This is a genomic window from Acidiphilium sp. JA12-A1, from assembly GCF_000724705.2.
Taxonomy (GTDB): Bacteria; Pseudomonadota; Alphaproteobacteria; order Acetobacterales; family Acetobacteraceae; genus Acidiphilium; species Acidiphilium multivorum.
Genome location: NZ_JFHO01000065.1, coordinates 1 through 18,704 on the forward strand (window position 1 = coordinate 1; position 18,704 = coordinate 18,704).

At 70.9% G+C, this 18,704-nt stretch carries 21 protein-coding genes and 1 pseudogene; 7 read left to right on the top strand and 15 right to left on the bottom strand.

Annotation, left to right across the window (positions count from 1 at the left end):
• From RT91_RS13050 to RT91_RS13060, 3 genes are all read right to left on the bottom strand, one after another.
• The coding region (locus RT91_RS13050) for an AMP-binding protein (protein WP_035187643.1) at positions 1 to 269 on the bottom strand (269 nt) is incomplete at its 3' end.
• Positions 270 to 375: 106 nt separating this feature from the next.
• Positions 376 to 1,500 (bottom strand): FAD-dependent oxidoreductase, encoded by a 1,125-nt coding sequence (locus RT91_RS13055; RefSeq protein WP_013640835.1) that lies wholly within the window; start codon positions 1,498 to 1,500, stop codon positions 376 to 378.
• Between the two features lie 16 nt (positions 1,501 to 1,516).
• Complete coding sequence (locus RT91_RS13060) at positions 1,517 to 1,723, bottom strand: heavy-metal-associated domain-containing protein (RefSeq protein ID WP_007423852.1); 207 nt, start codon at positions 1,721 to 1,723, stop codon at positions 1,517 to 1,519.
• A 156-nt stretch (positions 1,724 to 1,879) separates the two neighbouring features.
• On the opposite strand from RT91_RS13060, the gene RT91_RS13065 reads away from it, so the two are divergent.
• A complete protein-coding gene (locus RT91_RS13065; RefSeq protein ID WP_035187644.1) occupies positions 1,880 to 4,117 on the top strand; it encodes a cation-translocating P-type ATPase in 2,238 nt (745 codons plus the stop codon).
• A gap of 7 nt (positions 4,118 to 4,124) precedes the next feature.
• On the opposite strand, the gene RT91_RS13070 is transcribed toward RT91_RS13065, so the two are convergent.
• From RT91_RS13070 to hemE, 10 genes are all read right to left on the bottom strand, one after another.
• The gene (locus RT91_RS13070) at positions 4,125 to 4,868 is read right to left on the bottom strand and encodes an SDR family NAD(P)-dependent oxidoreductase (RefSeq protein ID WP_035187645.1); all 744 of its coding nucleotides are present in this window, start codon (positions 4,866 to 4,868) and stop codon (positions 4,125 to 4,127) included.
• Positions 4,869 to 4,880: 12 nt separating this feature from the next.
• A complete protein-coding gene (locus RT91_RS13075; RefSeq protein ID WP_007422347.1) occupies positions 4,881 to 5,807 on the bottom strand; it encodes a dihydrodipicolinate synthase family protein in 927 nt (308 codons plus the stop codon).
• Positions 5,804 to 6,802: a 2-hydroxyacid dehydrogenase gene (locus RT91_RS13080; protein WP_035187646.1), complete on the bottom strand. Its 999-nt coding sequence runs from the start codon at positions 6,800 to 6,802 to the stop codon at positions 5,804 to 5,806. Before RT91_RS13080 ends, RT91_RS13075 begins: the two co-directional genes overlap by 4 nt.
• Positions 6,799 to 8,502 carry an IlvD/Edd family dehydratase gene (locus RT91_RS13085; protein WP_035187647.1) on the bottom strand — a complete coding sequence of 568 codons (1,704 nt, stop codon included), beginning with the start codon at positions 8,500 to 8,502 and terminating at the stop codon, positions 6,799 to 6,801. Before RT91_RS13085 ends, RT91_RS13080 begins: the two co-directional genes overlap by 4 nt.
• 2 nt (positions 8,503 to 8,504) lie before the next feature.
• Positions 8,505 to 9,227 carry a ribonuclease activity regulator RraA gene (locus RT91_RS13090; RefSeq protein WP_035187648.1) on the bottom strand — a complete coding sequence of 241 codons (723 nt, stop codon included), beginning with the start codon at positions 9,225 to 9,227 and terminating at the stop codon, positions 8,505 to 8,507.
• 145 nt (positions 9,228 to 9,372) lie between these two features.
• Positions 9,373 to 9,531, bottom strand: a complete 159-nt coding sequence (locus RT91_RS22190) for a hypothetical protein (protein WP_013640841.1) — start codon at positions 9,529 to 9,531, stop codon at positions 9,373 to 9,375.
• 97 nt (positions 9,532 to 9,628) lie between these two features.
• Complete coding sequence (gene hemJ, locus RT91_RS13095; RefSeq protein WP_007422351.1) at positions 9,629 to 10,078, bottom strand: protoporphyrinogen oxidase HemJ; 450 nt, start codon at positions 10,076 to 10,078, stop codon at positions 9,629 to 9,631.
• Positions 10,075 to 10,767, bottom strand: coding sequence for an HAD family phosphatase (locus RT91_RS13100; protein WP_007422352.1), 693 nt, complete (start codon positions 10,765 to 10,767; stop codon positions 10,075 to 10,077). Before RT91_RS13100 ends, hemJ begins: the two co-directional genes overlap by 4 nt.
• Complete coding sequence (gene hemH, locus RT91_RS13105) at positions 10,764 to 11,852, bottom strand: ferrochelatase (RefSeq protein WP_007422353.1); 1,089 nt, start codon at positions 11,850 to 11,852, stop codon at positions 10,764 to 10,766. Before hemH ends, RT91_RS13100 begins: the two co-directional genes overlap by 4 nt.
• Before the next feature lie 5 nt (positions 11,853 to 11,857).
• Positions 11,858 to 12,934, bottom strand: a complete 1,077-nt coding sequence (gene hemE, locus RT91_RS13110; protein ID WP_012040086.1) for a uroporphyrinogen decarboxylase — start codon at positions 12,932 to 12,934, stop codon at positions 11,858 to 11,860.
• A 280-nt stretch (positions 12,935 to 13,214) separates the two neighbouring features.
• Here hemE and RT91_RS13115 point away from each other — a divergent pair, with 280 nt between their 5' ends.
• From RT91_RS13115 to RT91_RS13140, 6 genes are all read left to right on the top strand, one after another.
• On the top strand, positions 13,215 to 14,081 hold the full coding sequence (locus RT91_RS13115; RefSeq protein ID WP_007422355.1) for a pyruvate, water dikinase regulatory protein: 867 nt from the start codon (positions 13,215 to 13,217) through the stop codon (positions 14,079 to 14,081).
• A gap of 77 nt (positions 14,082 to 14,158) precedes the next feature.
• Entirely contained in the window at positions 14,159 to 14,650 is a 492-nt protein-coding gene (locus RT91_RS13120) for a methylated-DNA--[protein]-cysteine S-methyltransferase (protein ID WP_012040088.1), read from the top strand.
• 19 nt (positions 14,651 to 14,669) lie between these two features.
• On the top strand, positions 14,670 to 15,647 hold the full coding sequence (locus tag RT91_RS13125) for a quinone oxidoreductase (RefSeq protein WP_007423527.1): 978 nt from the start codon (positions 14,670 to 14,672) through the stop codon (positions 15,645 to 15,647).
• A 160-nt stretch (positions 15,648 to 15,807) separates the two neighbouring features.
• Positions 15,808 to 16,095: a high-potential iron-sulfur protein gene (locus RT91_RS13130; RefSeq protein WP_007423526.1), complete on the top strand. Its 288-nt coding sequence runs from the start codon at positions 15,808 to 15,810 to the stop codon at positions 16,093 to 16,095.
• 143 nt (positions 16,096 to 16,238) lie between these two features.
• The gene (locus RT91_RS13135) at positions 16,239 to 16,685 is read left to right on the top strand and encodes a CHRD domain-containing protein (RefSeq protein ID WP_012040089.1); all 447 of its coding nucleotides are present in this window, start codon (positions 16,239 to 16,241) and stop codon (positions 16,683 to 16,685) included.
• Positions 16,686 to 16,755: 70 nt separating this feature from the next.
• Complete coding sequence (locus tag RT91_RS13140; protein ID WP_035187649.1) at positions 16,756 to 17,187, top strand: dihydroneopterin aldolase; 432 nt, start codon at positions 16,756 to 16,758, stop codon at positions 17,185 to 17,187.
• A 6-nt stretch (positions 17,188 to 17,193) separates the two neighbouring features.
• On the opposite strand, the gene RT91_RS13145 is transcribed toward RT91_RS13140, so the two are convergent.
• Positions 17,194 to 18,450 carry an NRAMP family divalent metal transporter gene (locus tag RT91_RS13145; protein WP_012040090.1) on the bottom strand — a complete coding sequence of 419 codons (1,257 nt, stop codon included), beginning with the start codon at positions 18,448 to 18,450 and terminating at the stop codon, positions 17,194 to 17,196.
• Positions 18,447 to 18,704 (bottom strand): annotated as a pseudogene (locus RT91_RS13150) (3-carboxy-cis,cis-muconate cycloisomerase); the annotation flags it as partial. The gene RT91_RS13145 and the pseudogene RT91_RS13150, both read right to left, overlap by 4 nt.

Genomic DNA, 18,704 nt, shown 5'->3' on the forward strand with positions numbered 1-18,704 from the left:
AATTCGAATTCCTGGTCCTTGTAGGCGGGGTTGAGCGGGGCGGCGCAGCACATCGCGGCGATGGCGGCGAAGGCGGTGGCGGCGGCGGGGCCGTTGGGCAGGACGATGGCCACACGGTCGCCGCGGCCGATGCCGCGGGCGTTCAGGGCGGCGCGCACCTCCTCCGCCAGCGCGGCGAGGGCGGGGCCGGACAGCGGCGCGCGGCCGGGCGCGGCGATGGCGCGGGCGCCTGCATGGGCGCGCAGGATGTCGTGAACCGTTTCGCTCATGTCTGGCTTTCCGCCTCCTTGCGATGTTCCTGGACCGCGACGTCTCTGGCGCGGATCGGGCGGCGGAGCAAGGGGCGGAATGGCGGGCGGGGGCGCGGAAAGCCGGTCAGGGCGTGGAAAAGCGGGCGATGAAGCGGCGGTCGATCCGGTCCTTCCAGCGGCGGACCCAGGCGCCGGAAAAGACGATGCCGTTGCGGGTGCCGATCGCGTGGTCCGGCCCGGTGGCGAGCAGGTAGAGGGCGGCGCGCTGCGGGCGGAACGGGCGGAGCGGCCGGCCATCGACATGGCGGCGGAGATTCTCCGCCAGGACCGGGCCCTGGCGGACCGCGTAAAGCCCGGATTTCGGCACCTTCATGCCGCCGAACCCGGCGATGTCGCCGGCGGCGAAGACATTCTCGTGCGAGATGGAGCGCAGCGTGGGGGCGACGGCGACGAAGCCCTTCGCGTCGGTGGCGAGGCCGCCGCCGCGCAGCCAGGACGGGGCGGCGGCGCCGCTGGCCCAGAGCGAGACGTCGGCTTCGATCCGCGAGCCGTCATCGAGCGGGATCGCGCCGTCCTTCGGCGCGCCGGCGAGGCCGGACGGGCCGACCTCGATGCCGCGGGCGGCGAACAGGGCGCGGACCTGGCGGGCGACGCCGGCGGGCAGGGTCGGCAGCAGGCCGAACGGGCCGGGCAGCAGCACGAAGGACAGCGTCGCCGGGTCGGCGCCGGCTTCGGCGCGGCGGGCGCGCAGCCGGGTTTCGAGCGCGAAGACCAGTTCCACCCCCGCCGCGCCGCCGCCGACCACGGCGATGCGGAACGGCGCGGGGCGCGCGGCCGCCTCGTCGAGCGGGGCGAGGCGGGCGAGCAGCTCGTCCGCCGGGCGGACGGGCAGCGCCTGCGGCGCGTCGGGCGTGGCCGGCGGGGCGCCGACATCGAGCACCAGCAGGTCGTAATCGACCGGATCGCCGCCATCGCGGAAGACGCGGCGGCGGCCGGCATCGACGAAGCTCGCGCGGTCGACGCAGAGGGCGGCGCCGGCGGCGCGGGCGAGGCCGGCCGTGTCGATCGTCCCCGCCGCCGGATCGGCATGGCCGGCGACGATGCCGGGCAGCATTCCCGAATACCGGAGCGCGGGCGAAGGCGTGAGCACGGTCAGCCGCAGCCCGGCCACCGGCGCCAGCGCGAAGCTGCGCAGCACCTCGATGCTGGCATGGCCGGCGCCGACGAGAAGAAGGTGACGGACGGGCAAGCGCCGGGCTCCGGGTTCAGGGTGACGATGTCACCTTGTAGCCCTCTTCCTCGATCGCGGCGACAAGGGCGGGCTGCTCCTGCGCCGCGGCGGCGGGAATCCGCACCTTGCCGGTTTCGAGATCGACCGCGACCTCGGCGCCGGGATGGACGGTGCGCACCGCCTCGGTGACGGCGCGGACGCAATGCTGGCAGGTCATGCCCTCTACATTGAGCTCGATCATGGTTCGCTCCTTTTCATGCGATGCATGATGCAAATGGCGATTGCCCATGGGGAAAGGTCAAGGCCGGCGGATGGGGGCAGGGATGCGCGGCGCGGGGGGCGCGGGTTTGACCTTCCCACGATGGCAAACCCATATGCTGCGGCGAAGGAGCTTGCCATGGACCAGATCAGCGGCGCGGCGACGCGCCAGGACAGCGCGGCGGACACGGTGATCGACCTTTCGGTCGGCGGGATGACCTGCGCCTCGTGCGTGGCGCGGGTGGAGCGGGCGGCGCGGAAGGTGCCGGGGGTGGCGGCGGCGTCGGTCAACCTCGCCAACGAGCGGGCGCGGATCTCCGGCCACGGGTTCGACGCGGCGGCGGTGATCGCGGCGATCGGCAAGGCGGGATACGAGGCGCGCGCGGTGGCGGACGCGCCGGAGGCGGCCGCCGGCGAGGAGGCGCGGCGGGCGGCGGAAGGCCAGCGGGAGTTGCGGCACGTGATCGTCGCCGCCGCGCTGACCGTGCCGCTGGTCGGCGCCATGGCGCTGCACATGGCGGGATCGCGCTTCATGTTGCCGGGATGGGCCGAGCTGTTGCTGGCCACACCGGTGCAGTTCTGGCTGGGCGCGCGGTTCTATCGGGCGGGATGGGCGGCGGCGCGGGCGTTCTCGGGGAACATGGACCTGCTGGTCGCCCTCGGCACCAGCGCCGCCTACGGGCTGAGCGCGGTGCTGCTGGCCGAGGCCTGGGTGACGGGGCGGGGCGCGCCGCCGCTGTATTTCGATTCGGCGGCGACGGTGACGACGCTGATCCTGTTCGGCAAGTGGCTGGAGGCGCGGGCGCGGCGGCAGACCGGGGCGGCGCTGAAGGCGCTGGAGGCGCTGCGGCCGACCACGGCGCTGGTGCGCGGGGCGGATGGCGCCGAGCGGGAGGTGCCGATCGGCCAGGTGCGGACGGGCGACCTCGTGGTGGTGCGGCCGGGCGGGCGGATTCCGGTGGACGGGACGATCGAGGCGGGGGAGTCCGCCGTCGATCTCTCGATGCTGACGGGGGAAAGCCTGCCGGTGCCGAAGGCGGCGGGCGGGCGCGTGCCGGGCGGGGCGATCAACGGCGAGGGGGTTCTGCTCGTCCGCACCGAGGCGGTGGGGGCGGAAACCACGCTCGCGAAGATCATCCGCCTGGTCGAGACCGCGCAGGCGGAGAAGGCGCCGATCCAACGGCTGGTGGACCGGGTGGCGGCGGTGTTCGTGCCGGCGGTGGTGGCGGTGGCGGCGGTGACGCTGGCGGGATGGCTGCTGGCGGGGGCGACGGTTTCGGCGGCGATCCTGAACGCGGTGGCGGTGCTGGTGATCGCCTGCCCCTGCGCGCTGGGCCTGGCGACGCCGACCGCGGTGATGGCGGGAACCGGTGTCGCGGCGCGGCACGGCATCCTGGTGAAGGACGCCGAGGCGCTGGAGGCGGCGGAGCGGGTCGATACCGTGGTGTTCGACAAGACGGGCACGCTGACGGAGGGGAAACCCTCGGTCGTGGCGGTGGCGCCGGCCGAGGGGGTTTCGGAGGCGGAGCTGCTCGCGGTGATGGCGGGGGTGCAGGCGGGCAGCGAGCATCCGCTGGCGCGCGCGGTGTGCGCGCGGGCGGCGGCGGACGGGATCGCGGCGCGGCCGGCGAGCGGGGTGACGGCGCTGCCCGGGCGGGGCGTGAGCGGAACGGTCGGGGGGATCGGAATCCTGATCGGCAGTTCGCGGTTGCTGGAGGAGCAGGGCGCCGAGCCGGGGGCGCTGGCGGAGCGGGCGACGGCGCTGGAGGAAGAGGGGCGCAGCGTGTCCTGGGTGATCGGCGAGGGGCGGGTGCTCGGGCTGGTCGCGTTCGGGGATGCGCCGAAGCGTGGCGCGCGCGAGGCGGTGGCGGCGCTGCGGGCGCAGGGGCGGCGCGTGGTGCTGCTGACCGGCGACAATGCGGGCAGTGCGGCGGCGGCGGCGAGGGCCGTCGGCATCGACGAGGTGATCGCCGGGCAGTTGCCGGAGGGCAAGGCCGCGACGGTGGCGGCGCTGCGGCGGGAGGGCCGCGTGGTCGCCATGGTCGGCGACGGGGTGAACGACGCGCCCTCGCTCGCCGCGGCGGATATCGGCATGGCGATGGCGAGCGGATCGGATGTCGCGATGCACACCGCGGGGATCACGCTGATGCGCGGCGACCCTGCGCTGGTGGCGGCGGCGCTGGATGTGGCGCGGGCGACGATGCGCAAGATCCGCCAGGGGCTGTTCTGGGCCTTCGCCTATAACGTGATCGGGATTCCGCTGGCCGCGATCGGGTTCCTGAGCCCGATGGTGGCGGGGGCGGCGATGGCGGCATCGAGCGTGAGCGTGGTGACGAACGCGCTGCTGCTGCTGCGCTGGACGCCGCCGGTGAAATAACGGCGCGTCAGTAGGTGGCGCGGCCGCCGGAGATGTCGAACACCGCGCCGGTGCTGAAGGAGGCTTCGTCGGAGGCGAGGAAGCAGATCAGCGCCGCGATTTCGTCGACCGTGCCGAAGCGGTTCATCGGGATTTTCGAGAGCATGTAGTCGATGTGCTGCTGGCTCATCTGCTCGAAGATCGCGGTGCGGACGGCGGCGGGGGTGATGCAGTTCACCGTGATCGGCGTGGTGGCGAGTTCCTTGCCGAGCGACTTGGTGAGGCCGATGACGCCGGCCTTCGACGCGCTGTAGGCCGAGGCGTTGGGGTTGCCTTCCTTGCCGGCGACGGAGGCGATGTTCACGATGCGCCCGGCGTTGCGCGCGCGCATGTGCGGCACCACCGCCTTGCAGGTGAGAAAGACGCCGGTGAGGTTGACCTCGATCACCTGGCGCCAGGCATCGACCGGATAGTCCCAGGTGGTGGTGTTGGGGCCGGTGATGCCGGCGCCGGCGATGAGGATGTCGATCGCGCCATGGTCGCGCACCGCCTCGGCGGCGGCGTGTTCGAGCGCGGCGAAATCGGTGACGTCGAGCGCCTCGCCGGAGCAGGCGGGGCCGAGTTCGCGGGCCGCGGCGACGATCGCGTCACGGCTGCGATCCCACAATACCGCGTTGCCGCCCTCGGCGATGATGCGCGTGGCGGCGGCGAGGCCGATGCCGGCGGCGCCGCCGGTGATAACCGCCGTCTTGCCTTCGAAACGGTTTTTCACTTGCGGTGTCCTTCAGAAATGGGCGCGGGGGTCGTGCTTCGCGAGGCGGCGGAGCAGAAAATCGATTTCGGCGCGGGCGGTTTCGGTGAGCTTGCCGGCGGGGGCGCGCTGGGCATCGTGCGCGATGGCGCCGCGCTTCCGCAGCACGTATTTCCGCGTGGCGAGGCCGACGCCCTGCTGCTGTTCGTAGCGGATCAGCGGGAGGTGGGCGTCGAACAGGTCGTGCGCCTCGTCGCGCTTGCCGTCGTTCGAGAGGCGGACGACATCGGCCAGCATGTCGGGGAAGCAGTAGCCGGTCATCGCGCCGTCGGCGCCGCGCTCCATTTCGAAATCGAGAAAGAGCCCGCCATTGCCTGTGAGAATCGAAAGCGGGCGCAGGCTGCCCTCGCGCTGGAAGGCGCGCAGCGCGGAGATCTTTTCAAGCCCCGGCCAGTCCTCGTGCTTGAGCATGACGCAGGAGGGCAGGTCCATGACGATGCGGCGGATGACGGCGGGCGTCATGATCACCGAGAGGGTGAGCGGGTAGTCCTGGATCACGAACGGGATTTCGCCGCCGATCGCCTCGATCGCGTTGTGGTAATACGTCACGATCTGGTCGTCGGTGCGCAGTGAGGGCGGTGGGGCGATCATGACGCCGGCGGCGCCCGCATCCATCACCGCGCGGGCAAGGTTGCGCATGGCGGCGAAACCGGGGGCGGAGACGCCGACGATGACGGGAATTTCGCACCGCCCGATGACCTGGCGGGAGATGGCTAACGCCTCGTCAGCGTCGAGCTTGGGGGCCTCGCCCATGATGCCGAGAATGGTCAGGCCGGTGGCGCCGGCGGAAAAATAGAAATCGCACATGGTGTCGATCGACTTCGTGTCGACCGCGCCGTCGGGCAGGAAGGGTGTGGGGGCGATGGGGAAGACGCCGCGTGCGGTATGATCGAGCTTCATTGTTTTGATATCGAACTATCTGTTTGTGGCGCGCGGCGCCCGGGCGCCGGTGTCTCGGCGACAGGCGTGATCGGCCCCTCACCGCCGAACCACGCACGGACATTGCGGATCAGCAGATCCGCCATCAGGCCACGCGTGTGATGCGTGGCGGTGCCGACATGGGGGACCAGCACGGCGTTGTCGCAGGCGAGAAGGGCTGCCGGCACGCGCGGCTCGTCTTCGAAAACATCGAGGCCGGCGGCGAGGATTTTCCGGCTGCCGAGTGCGTCGATCAACGCGGCTTCATCGACGACCGTGCCGCGCGCGACGTTGATCAGGACGCCGTCGGGACCAAGCGCCGCGAGCACCTCGGCGTTCACCGCATGGCGCGTCGCCGGGCCGCCGGGGAGCACGACGATGAGCACGTCGACATTGGCGGCAAGTTCGACGAGCGAGGGAAAATGCGGATAATCGAGATGGGGAACCCTGTTTCGGGAATGATAGGAGATCGGCAGGTCGAAGCCGGAGAGGCGTCGGGCGATGACCTGGCCGATGCGGCCCATGCCGGCGATGCCGATGCGCCGGCCGCGCAGGCTGTTGCCGAGGGGGAAGGCGTCGTGCAGCCATTTTCCCGCGCGCAGGAAACGCTCGGCCGCGGGCAGGGTGCGGATGGTGGCGAGCAGCAGGCCGACGGTGAAATCGCCCATCTCGTCGTTCAGCACGTCCGGCGTGTTGGTGACGATAACGCCGTGTTTGGCGGCGGCCACGGCATCGACCGTGTCGTAGCCGACGCCGAAATTGGCGATCAGTTCGAGGGCGGGCAGGCGGGCGATCAGCGCGGCGTCGGTCGGGCGGCGGCCGCGCGTGACGATGCCGCGGATTTCGGCGCCGTGACGCTCGATCAGCGCGTCGAGATTGGTGCCGTCGTCACGGAGGATTTCGAAACCGGCTTCGAGGGAGTCCTCGATGACCGGCATCAGGCTGCCGAGGAACAGAAGTTTCGGGCGGTCGCTCATTCTTGTGGGCCTCCCTGCAGGAAATCGAAATCGCAGCCTTCGTCGGCCTGCAACACGGTGGTTTCGAAAAGGCGGGCGTAGCCGCGCGCGGGCGGCGGGCGCCTTGGCGTCGCGGCGAGTTCGGCGGCGCGGCGTTGCCATTCGGCATCGTCGATCAGCAGGTCGAGCGTTCGCGCCGCGACGTCGAGCCGGATCGGATCGCCGGTGCGGACCAGGGCGAGCGGGCCGCCGGCCGCCGATTCCGGGGCGATGTGCAGCACGATGGTGCCGAAGGCGGTGCCGCTCATCCGCGCATCCGAGATCCGCACCATGTCCTTCACGCCGGCGCGGGCGAGCTTGCGCGGGATGGGCAGGTAGCCGGCCTCCGGCATGCCGGGCGCGCCGATGGGACCGGTATTGCGCAGGACGAGGACGGTCTCGGGTGTGACGTCCAGCTCGTCGGAATCGATCCTCGCCGCCATGTCCTCGACATTTTCAAACACGAGGGCCGGGCCGGTGTGGCTCAGCAGATGCGGCGAGGCGGCGGATTGCTTGATGACGGCGCCGCGCGGGCAGAGATTGCCGCGCAGCACGGCGAGGGCGCCGGTGGATTTCAGCGGCTTGTCCGCGCCGCGGATGACGGTCTGGCCGGGGACGATCTCGGCGGCTTCGGCGATCTCGCCGATGGTCCGGCCGCTGACGGTGGGGGACGCAGGATCGAGATGGCGCGAAAGTTCGCGCAGCAGGCGGGGGACGCCGCCGGCATGGTGGAAATGCTCCATGTAGTGATCGCCGGAGGGTTTCAGGTCGACCAGGACGGGGACGTTGCGGCCGATCTCGTCCACCGTTTCGAGTTCGATTCGTGTTCCGGCGCGGCCGGCCATGGCGGTGAGATGGATGATGCCGTTGGTCGAGCCGCCGATGGCTTGCAGGACGGTGAGGGCGTTGCGCAAGGCGGCGGGCGTGATGAGGTCGCGCGGGCGGGGCGCGCCGGCTTTCGCCAGGTCGACGATGCGTTTGCCGCTGGCCTCGGCGATGCGGCGGCGCTCGGCATGGACGGCGGGGATTGTGGCACTCATGGGGAGCGAGAAACCGAGCGCCTCGATCACGCAGGCCATGGTGCTGGCGGTGCCCATCACCATGCAGGTGCCGACCGAGGGGGCGAGGCGGCCGCTGATGGTCTCGATTTCGGCGGCGTCGATCTGCCCGGCGCGGTGCATTCCCCAGAGGCGGCGGCAATCGGTGCAGGCGCCGAGCACCTCGCCCTTGTGGTGGCCGACGACCATCGGGCCGGTGGGGACGACGATGGTGGGCAGGTTGGTGCTGATCGCCCCCATGAGCTGGGCGGGGAGCGTCTTGTCGCAGCCGCCGATGACGATGACGGCGTCCATCGGCTGGGCGCGGATCATTTCCTCGGTGTCCATCGCCATCAGGTTGCGCAGGAACATCGAGGTGGGGTGCGCGAAGCTCTCGCCGATGGAGATGGTGGGGAAGACCATCGGCAGGCCGCCGGCGAGCATGACGCCGCGCTTGGCGGCCTCGATCAGGTCGGGGCTGTTGCCGTGGCAGGGGTTGTAGTCGCTGCCGGTGTTGGTGATGCCGATGATGGGGCGGTCCAGCGCATCGTCGGAATAGCCCATCGCCTTGATGAAGGCCTTGCGGAGAAAAAGCGAGAAGCCGGCATCGCCGTAGCTGGTCAGGCCCTTGCGCAAGCCCGACACGGTCAGGCCTTCCGGCTGGCGCGGAAGGCTTCGTAGCGGGCTTTGGTTTCGGCGTTGGCGGGGTAGAGGCCGGGGAGCGGCACGCCGCGGTCGATCTCGGTCATGATCCAGGCTTCCAGCGCCTCCTGCTCGATCGCCTCGGGCACCACCTCGTCGAGCAGGGCCTGGGGAATGACCACGGCGCCGTCGTCATCGACCACGATCACGTCGTTCGGGAAGACGGCGACGCCGCCGCAGGCGATGGGCTGCTGCCAGGCGACGAAGGTGAGGCCGGCGACCGAGGGCGGGGCGGCGGCGCCGCGGCACCAGACCGGCAGGCCGGTGCCGAGCACGCCGGCGAGGTCGCGCATCACCCCGTCGGTGACGAGGCCGGCGACGCCGCGCTTGCCCATGCGGGCGCAGAGAATGTCGCCGAAAATGCCGGCATCGGTGATGCCCATCGCATCCGCGACGGCGATGCAGCCTTCCGGCATCGCCTCGATCGCGGCGCGGGTGGAGATGGGCGAGGCCCAGGAGGCGGGGGTGGCGAGATCCTCGCGGGCGGGGACGAAGCGCAGCGTGAAGGCGCGGCCGACCTTGCGGCCCTGGCCGGCGGCGAGCGGCGCCGTGCCGCGCAGCCAGACATTGCGCAGGCCCTTCTTGAGCAGCACGGTGGTGAGAGTCGCGGTCGAGACCGAAAGCAGGGCCGTGCGGATTGCCTCGTCGAGCGGTGCGCTTTCGGTCATCGTTATCCCCCTTTTGTCGTGTTCCGGCGGCGCCCTGGGGCGCCATCCGGTCGGTTGTATATGAGGGACACGACGGGCCGCAAGGCGGCCACCTTGCGGCAGGCGGGATGCCTGCCATGATCAGGCCCGGGACGGGCTCAGTTCATCAGCGGTCGTCGTCGTCGTGATGCCAGCCGCCGTGATAGTAGCCGCCGCCGTAATAGCCGGGGCCGCCATAGGGGTAGTAGACGCAGCCGGCGAGCGCGGTGGCGAGACCGGTCAGCGCGAGGGCCAGAACGACGGCCCTGAGGGCGGATTGTTTCATGTCTCTTCCTCCATCCTTGCGGATCGGGGAGATATGACGCGCGAAAACCGGTGTTTCGATGACCGGAATGTGGCGGTGATGTGGAACCTGCGCCGGCTCAGGGCTTCACGAAGACCATGATGACGATCACGATCATCAGGATGGTCGGGACCTCGTTGGCGATGCGGTAGAAGCGCTCGGGCTTCGTGTTGGCGTCGTTGAGGAAGTTCTTCCGCCATTTGGAGAGCGCGCCGTGGAAGCCGCTCATCAGGATGACGGAGATGAATTTCGTCCACCACCAGCCGGCCGACCAGGAGATGGCGCCGGGGGTGAGGATGAGCAGGATGCCGAAGGTCCAGGACGAGATCATCGCCGGGGTGGCGATCTGCTTGAGCAGGCGGCGTTCCATCACCTTGAAGCGGGCGGATTCGGCCGAGCCGGGGGCGAGCTGGCAGTGATAGACATAGAGGCGCGGCAGGTAGAACAGCGCCGCCATCCAGGCGATGACCGACATCACGTGGAAGGCGAGTTCCCAGCGGTAGAACGGCGCGAGGGCGGCGATGGTCATGCTTTTGCTCCGATCGCGGCGGCGAGGGCGACGAGGTCGCGCAGTTCGTGGTGGCCGCTTATGACCCGTTCGGCGCCGGCGGCGAGAAGAGGCTCGCCGTTGCCGTGCGGAGCAAAACCGTAGCAGGTCATGCCGGCGGCGATGGCGCCGGCGATGCCGGTGACGCTGTCCTCGATCACGAGGCAGGTTTCGGGGGCGGCGGGCAGCGAGCGCGCGGCGGCGAGGAAGACGTCCGGCGCGGGTTTCGGGCGGCCGCCCTCGGGGAACAGGCGCGGGGCGGAAAAGGTGCGGCCGGCGACGAGGTCGAGCCAGCCGGTGCGGCCGAATTTCGCGTCCATCTCCACATCGGCCGAGTTGGAGGCGATGCGCCAGGGCTGGCCGACGGCATCGAAATGCTCGAGGATCTCGCGCGCGCCGGGAATGGGTTCGGCGTGACGCTCCATCGCGGCGACGATGCGGGCGACCAGCATCGCGTTCCAGTCAGGCGGCAGGGGACGGCCGAGATCGGCCTCGATCATCGGGCGCATGGCGCGCAGCGAGACGCCGACGAAGCGGGCCATCGCCGCTTCCGGCGTGACCGGCAGGCCGAGCTCGGTCATCGATTCGGCGATGACCGCGGCGGAGACGCGCTCGCTGTCGATCAGGACGCCGTCGCAGTCGAAGATGACGAGGCCGAAAGTGCGTTTCATGCCGCCACGACTGCCCGATAGCGCGCCCAGGGGCAATCCCGGTTGCGGGCATCGCAGGCCCGCCCGCCGCGATGCGAGCAGAGGCCCGGGCCGTGGGCGACGGCGCGGCGGGCGATGCCGGCCAGGGCGGCGATGAAGGCGGGGTCGTCGTTCTGCGCCGGGGCCCGGTAATAGCCGGGCAGTTTCAGGTGGTCGGCCACCTCGCGGTATTCGACGTCGAGCTCGACCAGCGTCTCGATATGCTCGGAGACGAAGGCGATGGGGATGACGACGACGGCGGTATTGTCGCGCGCGGCCTGTTCGATCGCCTGCTCGGTCGAGGGTTCGAGCCATTTCTGCGGCGTGGCGCGGGACTGGTAGCAGACCTGATGGTCCGGCCGGTGGCCGAGGCGGCGCTCGATCGCCGCCATCACCGCCTCGGTGCAGGCCTCGACCTCCTCCTGGTAGGGATCGCCGGCCTTGACGATGGATTCCGGCAGGCCGTGGGCGGAGAAGAGCAGGCGGATTTTCGCGCCGGCTCCGAGTTCGGCGCGGGCCGTTTCGTAGGTGCGGATGACCGGCTCGGCGGTGGCGGCGGCGAAGGCGGGATCGTCATACCAGCAGCAGAGCGTGGTGGTCGGCGCGACAAGGCCGGCGCGGGCGGCGGAATCGTGCCAGTCCGCGAGCGAGCTGCCGGTCGTGGTGGTGGAGAATTGCGGGTAGAGCGGGAGCAGAAGGATGCGCTCGGGGTTCCACGCCTTCACCTCGCGGGCGACGTCGCGCGCGAAAGGGTGCCAGTAGCGCATCGCGATGAAGCATTTCGCGCCGGGCAGGGCGGATTCCAGCGCGTCCGCCTGCTGGCGGGTGAGGTCGAGCAGGGGGGATTTGCCGCCCATCAGCGCATAGCCCTCCTCGGCCTTTTTCTGGGCGGAGCGGGCGATCAGCCGGGCCAGCCAGAAGCGGACGAAGACCGGGGCGCGGATGATCGCCGGGTCCGAGAAGAGGTTGACGCGGAAGGGCTTGATCGAGTCCGGACCGTCCGGACCGCCGAGGTTGAACAGGACGATGGCGGTGCGGACGGGCAGGACGGGTTCGGAATCGTTCATGGCGCTCAGGTGGCGGCGAGGGCGGATTCCTCAAGCTCGCCGGGTTCCAGCGAGCGGAGGCGTTCGATCACCGCGGCGACGTGCTCGGGCGGGGTGTCCGGCACGATGCCGTGGCCGAGATTGAAGATATGCGGATGGCCTTCGAGCCCGCGGGCGATCCGCTCCACCGCCTGGCCGAGCGAGATGCCGCCGGCGCGCAGCAGCAGCGGGTCGAGATTGCCCTGGAAGGCGACGCGGCGCGGGGCGAGCCGGGCGAGGGCGACGGGATCGACCGAAGTGTCCATCCCGACGGCGTCGACGCCGGTATCGGCGATGTAGGGCAGCGTCATCAGCCCGCCGAGGCGCGGGAAGCCGATGACCTTCACGCCCGGATGGCGGACGCGCAGCTGTTCGACGATGCGCGCCGTGGGGTGGATGACATGGGCGCGGAAGAGATCGGGCGGCAGCAGCCCGGCCCAGGAATCGAACAGCATCACGCAGTCGGCCCCGGCTTCGATCTGCCAGGAGAGGTAGTCGATCGTCGCGGTGGTGACGGTTTCGATCACCGCGGCGAGCAGGGCGGGATCGGCGTAGGCGACCTCGCGGGTCAGCGGGAAATCGCCGCCGCGGCCGTCGATCATGTAGCAGGCGACGGTGAAGGGGCTGCCGGCGAAGCCGATCAGCGTCGTCTCCGGCGGCAGTTCGGCGCGGACGCGGGAGACGGTTTCCATCACCGGCTCGGTGCCCTGGCGCAGGGCGGCGGGATCGAGCGCCTCGAGGCCGGCGAGACCGTCGATCCGTTCGAGGCGGGGGCCCTCGCCCTCGGCGAAGCGGAGTTTCTGGCCCAGCGCCCAGGGCAGGATCAGGATGTCGCTGAACAGGATCGCCGCGTCCATGCCGAAGCGGCGGACGGGTTGCAGCGTCACCTCCGTCGCGAGCGGGGGGGTGGTGCACAGGGCGATGAAGTTGCCCGCCTTTTCCCTGAGCTTGCGATACTCGGGCAGGTAGCGGCCCGCCTGGCGCATCAGCCAGACCGGCGGCGGCCAGACCGCCTCTCCCCCGAGCACCCTGAGAACCGGTTTTTCAGCGCGTTGTCCCGTCATGCGACCTGCCTAGCTTCAATTCGTCTTATAGGAAAGGACGGGGGGAGTAGTGTTAGCTGTGAACTCTGGGGAACCCCGCAATCCGGTTTTTTCTGCACAGAGTTTTCCACAGCAAAACTCGGCCTGCAATCTGCTGATTCTGCATCAAACCCCCGGTTTTTCCACATATGCGGGGGATGCCCGGGAAATTCATCCACCGCTCGCCGCGGTGTGAAATTCATCCACGCTTTCCACCGCGGGCGGTTTCGCGGCCCGAGTTATCCACGCTATGAGACCATGCATGGACGGCAAGCGGCTCAATCTCCACCTGGTTTCCGACGCCACCGGCGACACGCTGAACGCGGTGGCGCGGGCGGCCTCGGTGCAGTTCGAGGGATCGGACATCCATCTGCACCGCTGGAGCCTGATCCGCTCGCGGCTGCAGCTGCACCGGGTGCTGGAGGGGATCGAGGCGGAGCGCGGCCCGGTGCTGTGCAGCCTGCTCGACCAGGCGCTGCGCCACGAGCTGGACGAGGCCTGCCAGCGGCTGGGCCTGCGCATCCTGCACGTGCTCGACCCGGTGTTCGACCTGCTGGCCGAGGAGCTGGGGACGCCGACGCGGCCGACCCCGGGGCGGCAATACGTGCTGGATGCCGATTATTTCCGCCGGATCGACGCGATGCATTTCGTGCTCTCGCACGATGACGGCCAGGCGCTGCGCGGGCTGGCGGAGGCGGATGTGATCCTGGTCGGCGTCTCGCGCTCGTCGAAGACGCCGACCTCGTTCTACCTCGCCAATCGCGGCATCAAGGCGGCGAACGTGCCGATGGTGCCGGGGATCGAGCTGCCGGGCGTGCTGGACGATCCGCCCTGCCCGGTGGTCGGCCTGTTCATCGACGCCGAGCCGCTGATCGAGATCCGCCGGCACCGGCTCACCCTGCTCGGCCAGGGCGGCGGGGCGGCGGGGGCGTTCCGGCCGGACAGCGGCGACTATGTCGACGAGGAGGCGGTGAAGGCGGAGCTGCTCTGGGCGCGGCGGACCTGTAGCGCGCGCGGCTGGCCGACGGTGAACGTCACCCGCCGCTCGATCGAGGAGACGGCGGCGGCGGTGCTCAAGCTGATGGACGCCTGGCACGAGCGGCGCCGGCGGACGGCGACGTCCGCCTGAAGCGGTCGCGGACGGCGGGCGATCACGTCGGCTTGACTTCCGGAAGCGAGGCTCTAGCCTGAACCGAGGAAAGTCCAGTGCCCTCATTATCAATGCAGCATCCGGTTTTCGGCGGTTTCGTCCTGCATGAGCGGGCGGGGGCGATCGTGTCGATCGACTTCGGCGGCGACGGCGGGGCGGCGGACGAGGCGACGCCGCTGCTGCGCCGCGCGGCGGATGCGCTCGCGCGCTATTTCGACGGCGGCCCGCTGGCCGAGGATCTGGCGCTGGCGCCGGCGGGCACCGAGTATCAGCGCCGCGTGTGGGCGTATCTGCGCACGATCCCGCGCGGCGAGACGCGGACCTATGGCGAGGTGGCGCGCGATGTCGGCGGCAGCGCCCGCGCGGTCGGCGGCGCCAACCGCGCCAATCCGATACCGATCCTGATCCCCTGCCACCGCGTGCGCGCGGCGGACGGGCTGGGCGGGTATTGCGGCAGCAGCGAGGAAGGCTGGGGACTGGCGATGAAGCGCCGGCTGCTCGCCCTCGAAGGCGCCGCTTTCAGTGACGGCGCGCGCCGCCGCGCCTGACATTCCGGGAGAAACAGAGATGACGACAAAGGCCATCCGTATTCATGCCCATGGCGGGCCCGAAGTGTTGCGCTGGGAGGACGTGCCCACGCCCGAGCCCGGCCGCGGCGAGGCGCTGGTGCGTCACGAGGCGGTGGGGCTGAACTACATCGACGTGTATTTCCGCACCGGCCTCTACAAGGTGCCGCATCTCCCGGCGACCATCGGCATGGAGGGGGCGGGCGTCGTCGTCGCGGTGGGCGAGGGGGTGACCGAGGTGGCGGCGGGCGACCGCGTCGCCTATGCCGGCGGGCCGGTCGGCGCCTATGCCACCGAGCGGGTGATCGCCGCCGACCGGCTGGTGAAGCTGCCGGCCGGGATCGACTTCCAGACCGGGGCGGCGATGATGCTCCAGGGCATGACCGCGCAATACCTGCTGCGGCGGACCTACCGGGTGCAGGCGGGGGAGACCATTCTCGTGCATGCCGCGGCCGGGGGCGTCGGCCTCATTCTCTGCCAGTGGGCGCGGCATCTCGGCGCCACGGTGATCGGCGTCGTCTCGACCGAGGCGAAGGCGGATATCGCCCGCGCGCACGGGGCGCATCACGTCATCGTCGGGCACGAGCATCTCGCCGCCGAGGTGAAGCGGCTCACCGACGGCGCGATGGTGCCGGTGGTCTATGATTCGGTGGGCAAGGACACGTTCGGGCCGAGCCTTGATTCGCTCGCGCCGCTCGGCCTGATGGTGAGCTACGGCAATGCCTCGGGGCCGGTGCCGCCGGTCGATGTCGGCATTCTCGCGGCCAAGGGCAGCCTGTTCCTGACCCGGCCGACGCTGGCGACCTATACGGCGAAGCGCTCCGACCTCGTCGCGGTGGCGAACGACCTGTTCGGGGTGGTCGAGGCCGGGGCGGTGAAGATCCGCGTCAACCAGACCTTCCCGCTCGCCGAGGCGGCGGCGGCGCACGAGGCGCTGGAGGCGCGGCGGACCACCGGCAGCACCGTGCTGCTGCCCTGACGGGCGGCGGCGGCGCGGGATCACGATCTCGTGCGTGCCGGATTCATGCCATGTTTGGCAATCTAGAGTGGACGGGCCCGGAGGGCGCTTGCCAATCCGGGCTTCGTTCCCATTCTCGTTCCGTGTTGTCCACGGGACATGCCAGGCAGGAGAAGAAACAATGTCCGAATTGACCAGACCGAACGGCCGGCGCGCGCTGCTGAAGACGGCGGCGGGGATTTCCGCCGGGATCGCGGTGGCCGGGATCGCGGCGACCCAGACGGCGGAGGCGGCCGGCATGGCCAAGTCCGCGGTGAAGTATCAGGACAAGCCGAAGGACGGGCACCAGTGCGACGGCTGCGCGCTGTATATTCCGGCCTCCAGTTCCGGCAAGGACGGGCGCTGCAAGGCGGTGGCCGGCGCCATCTCGCCGAAGGGCTGGTGCGAGCTGTGGAGCCCGAAATCGTAACGCCGCGGCCCTGAGACCCGCCCGCGGCTTCGGGGGCGGCAGAGCGGACTGACGGCCGGGACCCGGCGCGACGCCGGCCCGGCCGGGACATCCCCCTGGCGCGAGGGGCTGCATCGCGCCGCGACGACATCAAGGAGACGGATGTGAAGGTGAACAGGCGAGGCGTGACCGCGATGATGCTCGCCGCCGGGCTGGCCGGCGGGATCGGGATCGCGCAGGCGAAGACCGTGCGGCTTTCCGCGACGCTGCACCCGGTGGCGGGGACGATGTCCCACGGCAGCGGCATGATGCACGGCACGTTCAACACGGTGACCCGCCGGGTGACGTGGGACGTGACCTACAGCCACCTCAGCAGCAAGGTGATCATGGCGCATTTCCACGGGCCGATCAGCAAGCCCGGGCAGAACGGGCCGGTGCAGGTGTGGCTGACGAAGGCGCCGCCGCATCCGATGGCGGCCGGGCCGATCAGGGGCTCGGCGGTGCTGACGCCGATGCAGGCGAAGGAGCTGATGGGCGGGCACTGGTATGTCATGATCCATACCGTGATGCACAAGCCCGGCGAGCTGCGCGGACGCGTGCACGCCGGCTGAGCCGTTCGCGGTCGCCGGCGACGCGGGATCGTCTCTTGCGTTCGCCGGCGGGGCGGCGCATGGGCGGGGGATGAACGAAAGCCATTTTCCCGCTCCGCCCGCCACCGCAGCGCCGGCGCTGCGGCGGATGTTCGTGCGGGACATGGTGCTGGACGCCCATATCGGCGTCCATGCCCATGAATTCGGCCGCACGCAGCGGGTGCGGATCAATCTCGATCTCGCGGTGCGCGAGGAGGCCGGCCCGCAGGGGGCGCTGATGTCGCGCCCCGGCGTGGGGCGGGACGATCTCGCCCGGGTGGTGGATTACGAGCGGATCGTGATCGGCGCGCGGGCGGCGGTCGCGGCCGGGCATGTCCAGCTCGTCGAGACGCTGGCCGAGCGGCTGGCGGAGCTGTGCCTCGAGGACTCGCGGGTCGCGCATGTGCGCGTGCGGGTGGAGAAGCTCGACGTGTTTCCGGACATGCAGTCCGTCGGCGTGGAGATCGAGCGGCGGAATTCCTGATCCGGCTCAGACCAGCAGCATCGCCAGGGTGCAGGCGCCCATCAGCGCGGCGGTAAGCCAGCCCATGACCCGCAGCGCGCGGGGCAGGACGTGGCCGTCCATCACCGCGGGGCGGCTGGCGAGGGCGACCATCGCGGCGATGATCGGCGCGGCGGCGACGCCGTTGATCACCGCCGCCCAGAACAGCGCGCGGATCGGGGTGAGCGGGGAGAAGACGATGCCGACGCCGGCGAGCGTCGCCACCGCGAGCACGCCGTAGAAGGCCCGGGCCTCGAGCGCGCGGCGGGAGAGGCCGACCGTCCAGTGCAGCGCCTCGCCGATCGCGTAGGCGGTGCTGCCGGCGAGGACGGGGACGGCGAGCAGGCCGGTGCCGAAGATGCCGAGGGCGAAGACGAGCTGCGCGAAACGGCCGGCGATGGGGGCGAGGGCGCTCGCCGCGTCCGCCGCCGAGGTGATGTCGGTAATGCCGTGGACGTGCAGCGTCGCCGCCGTGCCGATGATGATCGAGAGCGAGACGGCGTTCGAATAGGTCATGCCGGTCCAGGTGTCGAAGCGGATGCGGGCGAGCTCGCCGGCCACCGCCGGGCCGACGGTGGGGATGCGCCCGGCATCCTCGGCTTCCTCGGCCGCCTGCCAGAAGAAGAGATAGGGGCTGATCGTGGTGCCGAAGACCGCGATGAGCGCGAGCAGGGCCGGGCGGTCGAGCGTGAGGCGGGGGATCAGCGCGCCGGCGAGGATCTCGCGCGCGGGCAGGCGCAGGACGAAGAGCAGGGCGACATAGGCGAGCAGCGCCGTGGTGAGGAATTTCAGGACGGCGACGTAGCGGCGGTACGGGATGCGGATTTCGGCGACGACGCAGAACACCGCGATCGCCACGGTGTAGAGCCGCTCGGGACCGCCGGCGAGCATGTGCGCGGTCTGCGCCATCGCGCCGAGATCGGCGCCGAGATTGAAGACATTGGCGATGGCGAGCAGCAGGATCAGGCCAAGGGCGAGCGGGCGGGGCAGGTGGGCTTCCATCGCGGCGCCGAGGCCGCGGCCGGTGATGCGGCCGATGCGCGCGCTGATCTCCTGCACCGCGACCATGAAGGGCAGGGCGAGCACCACCGTCCAGCCGAGGGTGTAGCCGAACTGGGCGCCGACCTGGGAATAGGTGGCGATGCCGCTCGGGTCGTCGTCGGCGGCGCCGGTGATGAGGCCGGGGCCGAGGCGGGCGAACAGGGCGCGGGGGACGCGGCGCCAGGCGTTCGGCGCGTCGCTCAAGGGCGGCGGTCCTGGCGGGCGTGGGCGGCGAGGGCCGCCTCGATCAGCGCCGGGATCGCGGGCGAGGGGGATGCGGCCGGGGCGTGGGCGAGGTTGCGGGCCATGGCGGCCTCGTCGACCGTCAGGCCGGCGAGCAGCTCGGCGAGGGCGGCGAGCGCGCCGGAGGCGAGGCGCATGAGCTCGGGCCAGACCGATTGCTCGGCCTGCCAGGCGCCGGCGGCGCGCTCGTGCTCCTGCGGCAGGGCGGCGAGCAG

Excerpts from the sequence above, each read along its gene's own strand:
- RT91_RS13060 (WP_007423852.1), bottom strand. The coding sequence starts at position 1,723 with ATGATCGAGCTCAATGTAGAGGGCATGACCTGCCAGCATTGCGTCCGC.
- RT91_RS13065 (WP_035187644.1), top strand. The coding sequence starts at position 1,880 with ATGGACCAGATCAGCGGCGCGGCGACGCGCCAGGACAGCGCGGCGGAC.
- RT91_RS13075 (WP_007422347.1), bottom strand. The coding sequence starts at position 5,807 with ATGAAGCTCGATCATACCGCACGCGGCGTCTTCCCCATCGCCCCCACA.
- RT91_RS13080 (WP_035187646.1), bottom strand. The coding sequence starts at position 6,802 with ATGAGCGACCGCCCGAAACTTCTGTTCCTCGGCAGCCTGATGCCGGTC.
- RT91_RS13090 (WP_035187648.1), bottom strand. The coding sequence starts at position 9,227 with ATGACCGAAAGCGCACCGCTCGACGAGGCAATCCGCACGGCCCTGCTT.
- RT91_RS22190 (WP_013640841.1), bottom strand. The coding sequence starts at position 9,531 with ATGAAACAATCCGCCCTCAGGGCCGTCGTTCTGGCCCTCGCGCTGACC.
- hemJ (WP_007422351.1), bottom strand. The coding sequence starts at position 10,078 with ATGACCATCGCCGCCCTCGCGCCGTTCTACCGCTGGGAACTCGCCTTC.
- RT91_RS13100 (WP_007422352.1), bottom strand. The coding sequence starts at position 10,767 with ATGAAACGCACTTTCGGCCTCGTCATCTTCGACTGCGACGGCGTCCTG.
- hemH (WP_007422353.1), bottom strand. The coding sequence starts at position 11,852 with ATGAACGATTCCGAACCCGTCCTGCCCGTCCGCACCGCCATCGTCCTG.
- hemE (WP_012040086.1), bottom strand. The coding sequence starts at position 12,934 with ATGACGGGACAACGCGCTGAAAAACCGGTTCTCAGGGTGCTCGGGGGA.
- RT91_RS13115 (WP_007422355.1), top strand. The coding sequence starts at position 13,215 with ATGGACGGCAAGCGGCTCAATCTCCACCTGGTTTCCGACGCCACCGGC.
- RT91_RS13125 (WP_007423527.1), top strand. The coding sequence starts at position 14,670 with ATGACGACAAAGGCCATCCGTATTCATGCCCATGGCGGGCCCGAAGTG.
- RT91_RS13130 (WP_007423526.1), top strand. The coding sequence starts at position 15,808 with ATGTCCGAATTGACCAGACCGAACGGCCGGCGCGCGCTGCTGAAGACG.
- RT91_RS13140 (WP_035187649.1), top strand. The coding sequence starts at position 16,756 with ATGAACGAAAGCCATTTTCCCGCTCCGCCCGCCACCGCAGCGCCGGCG.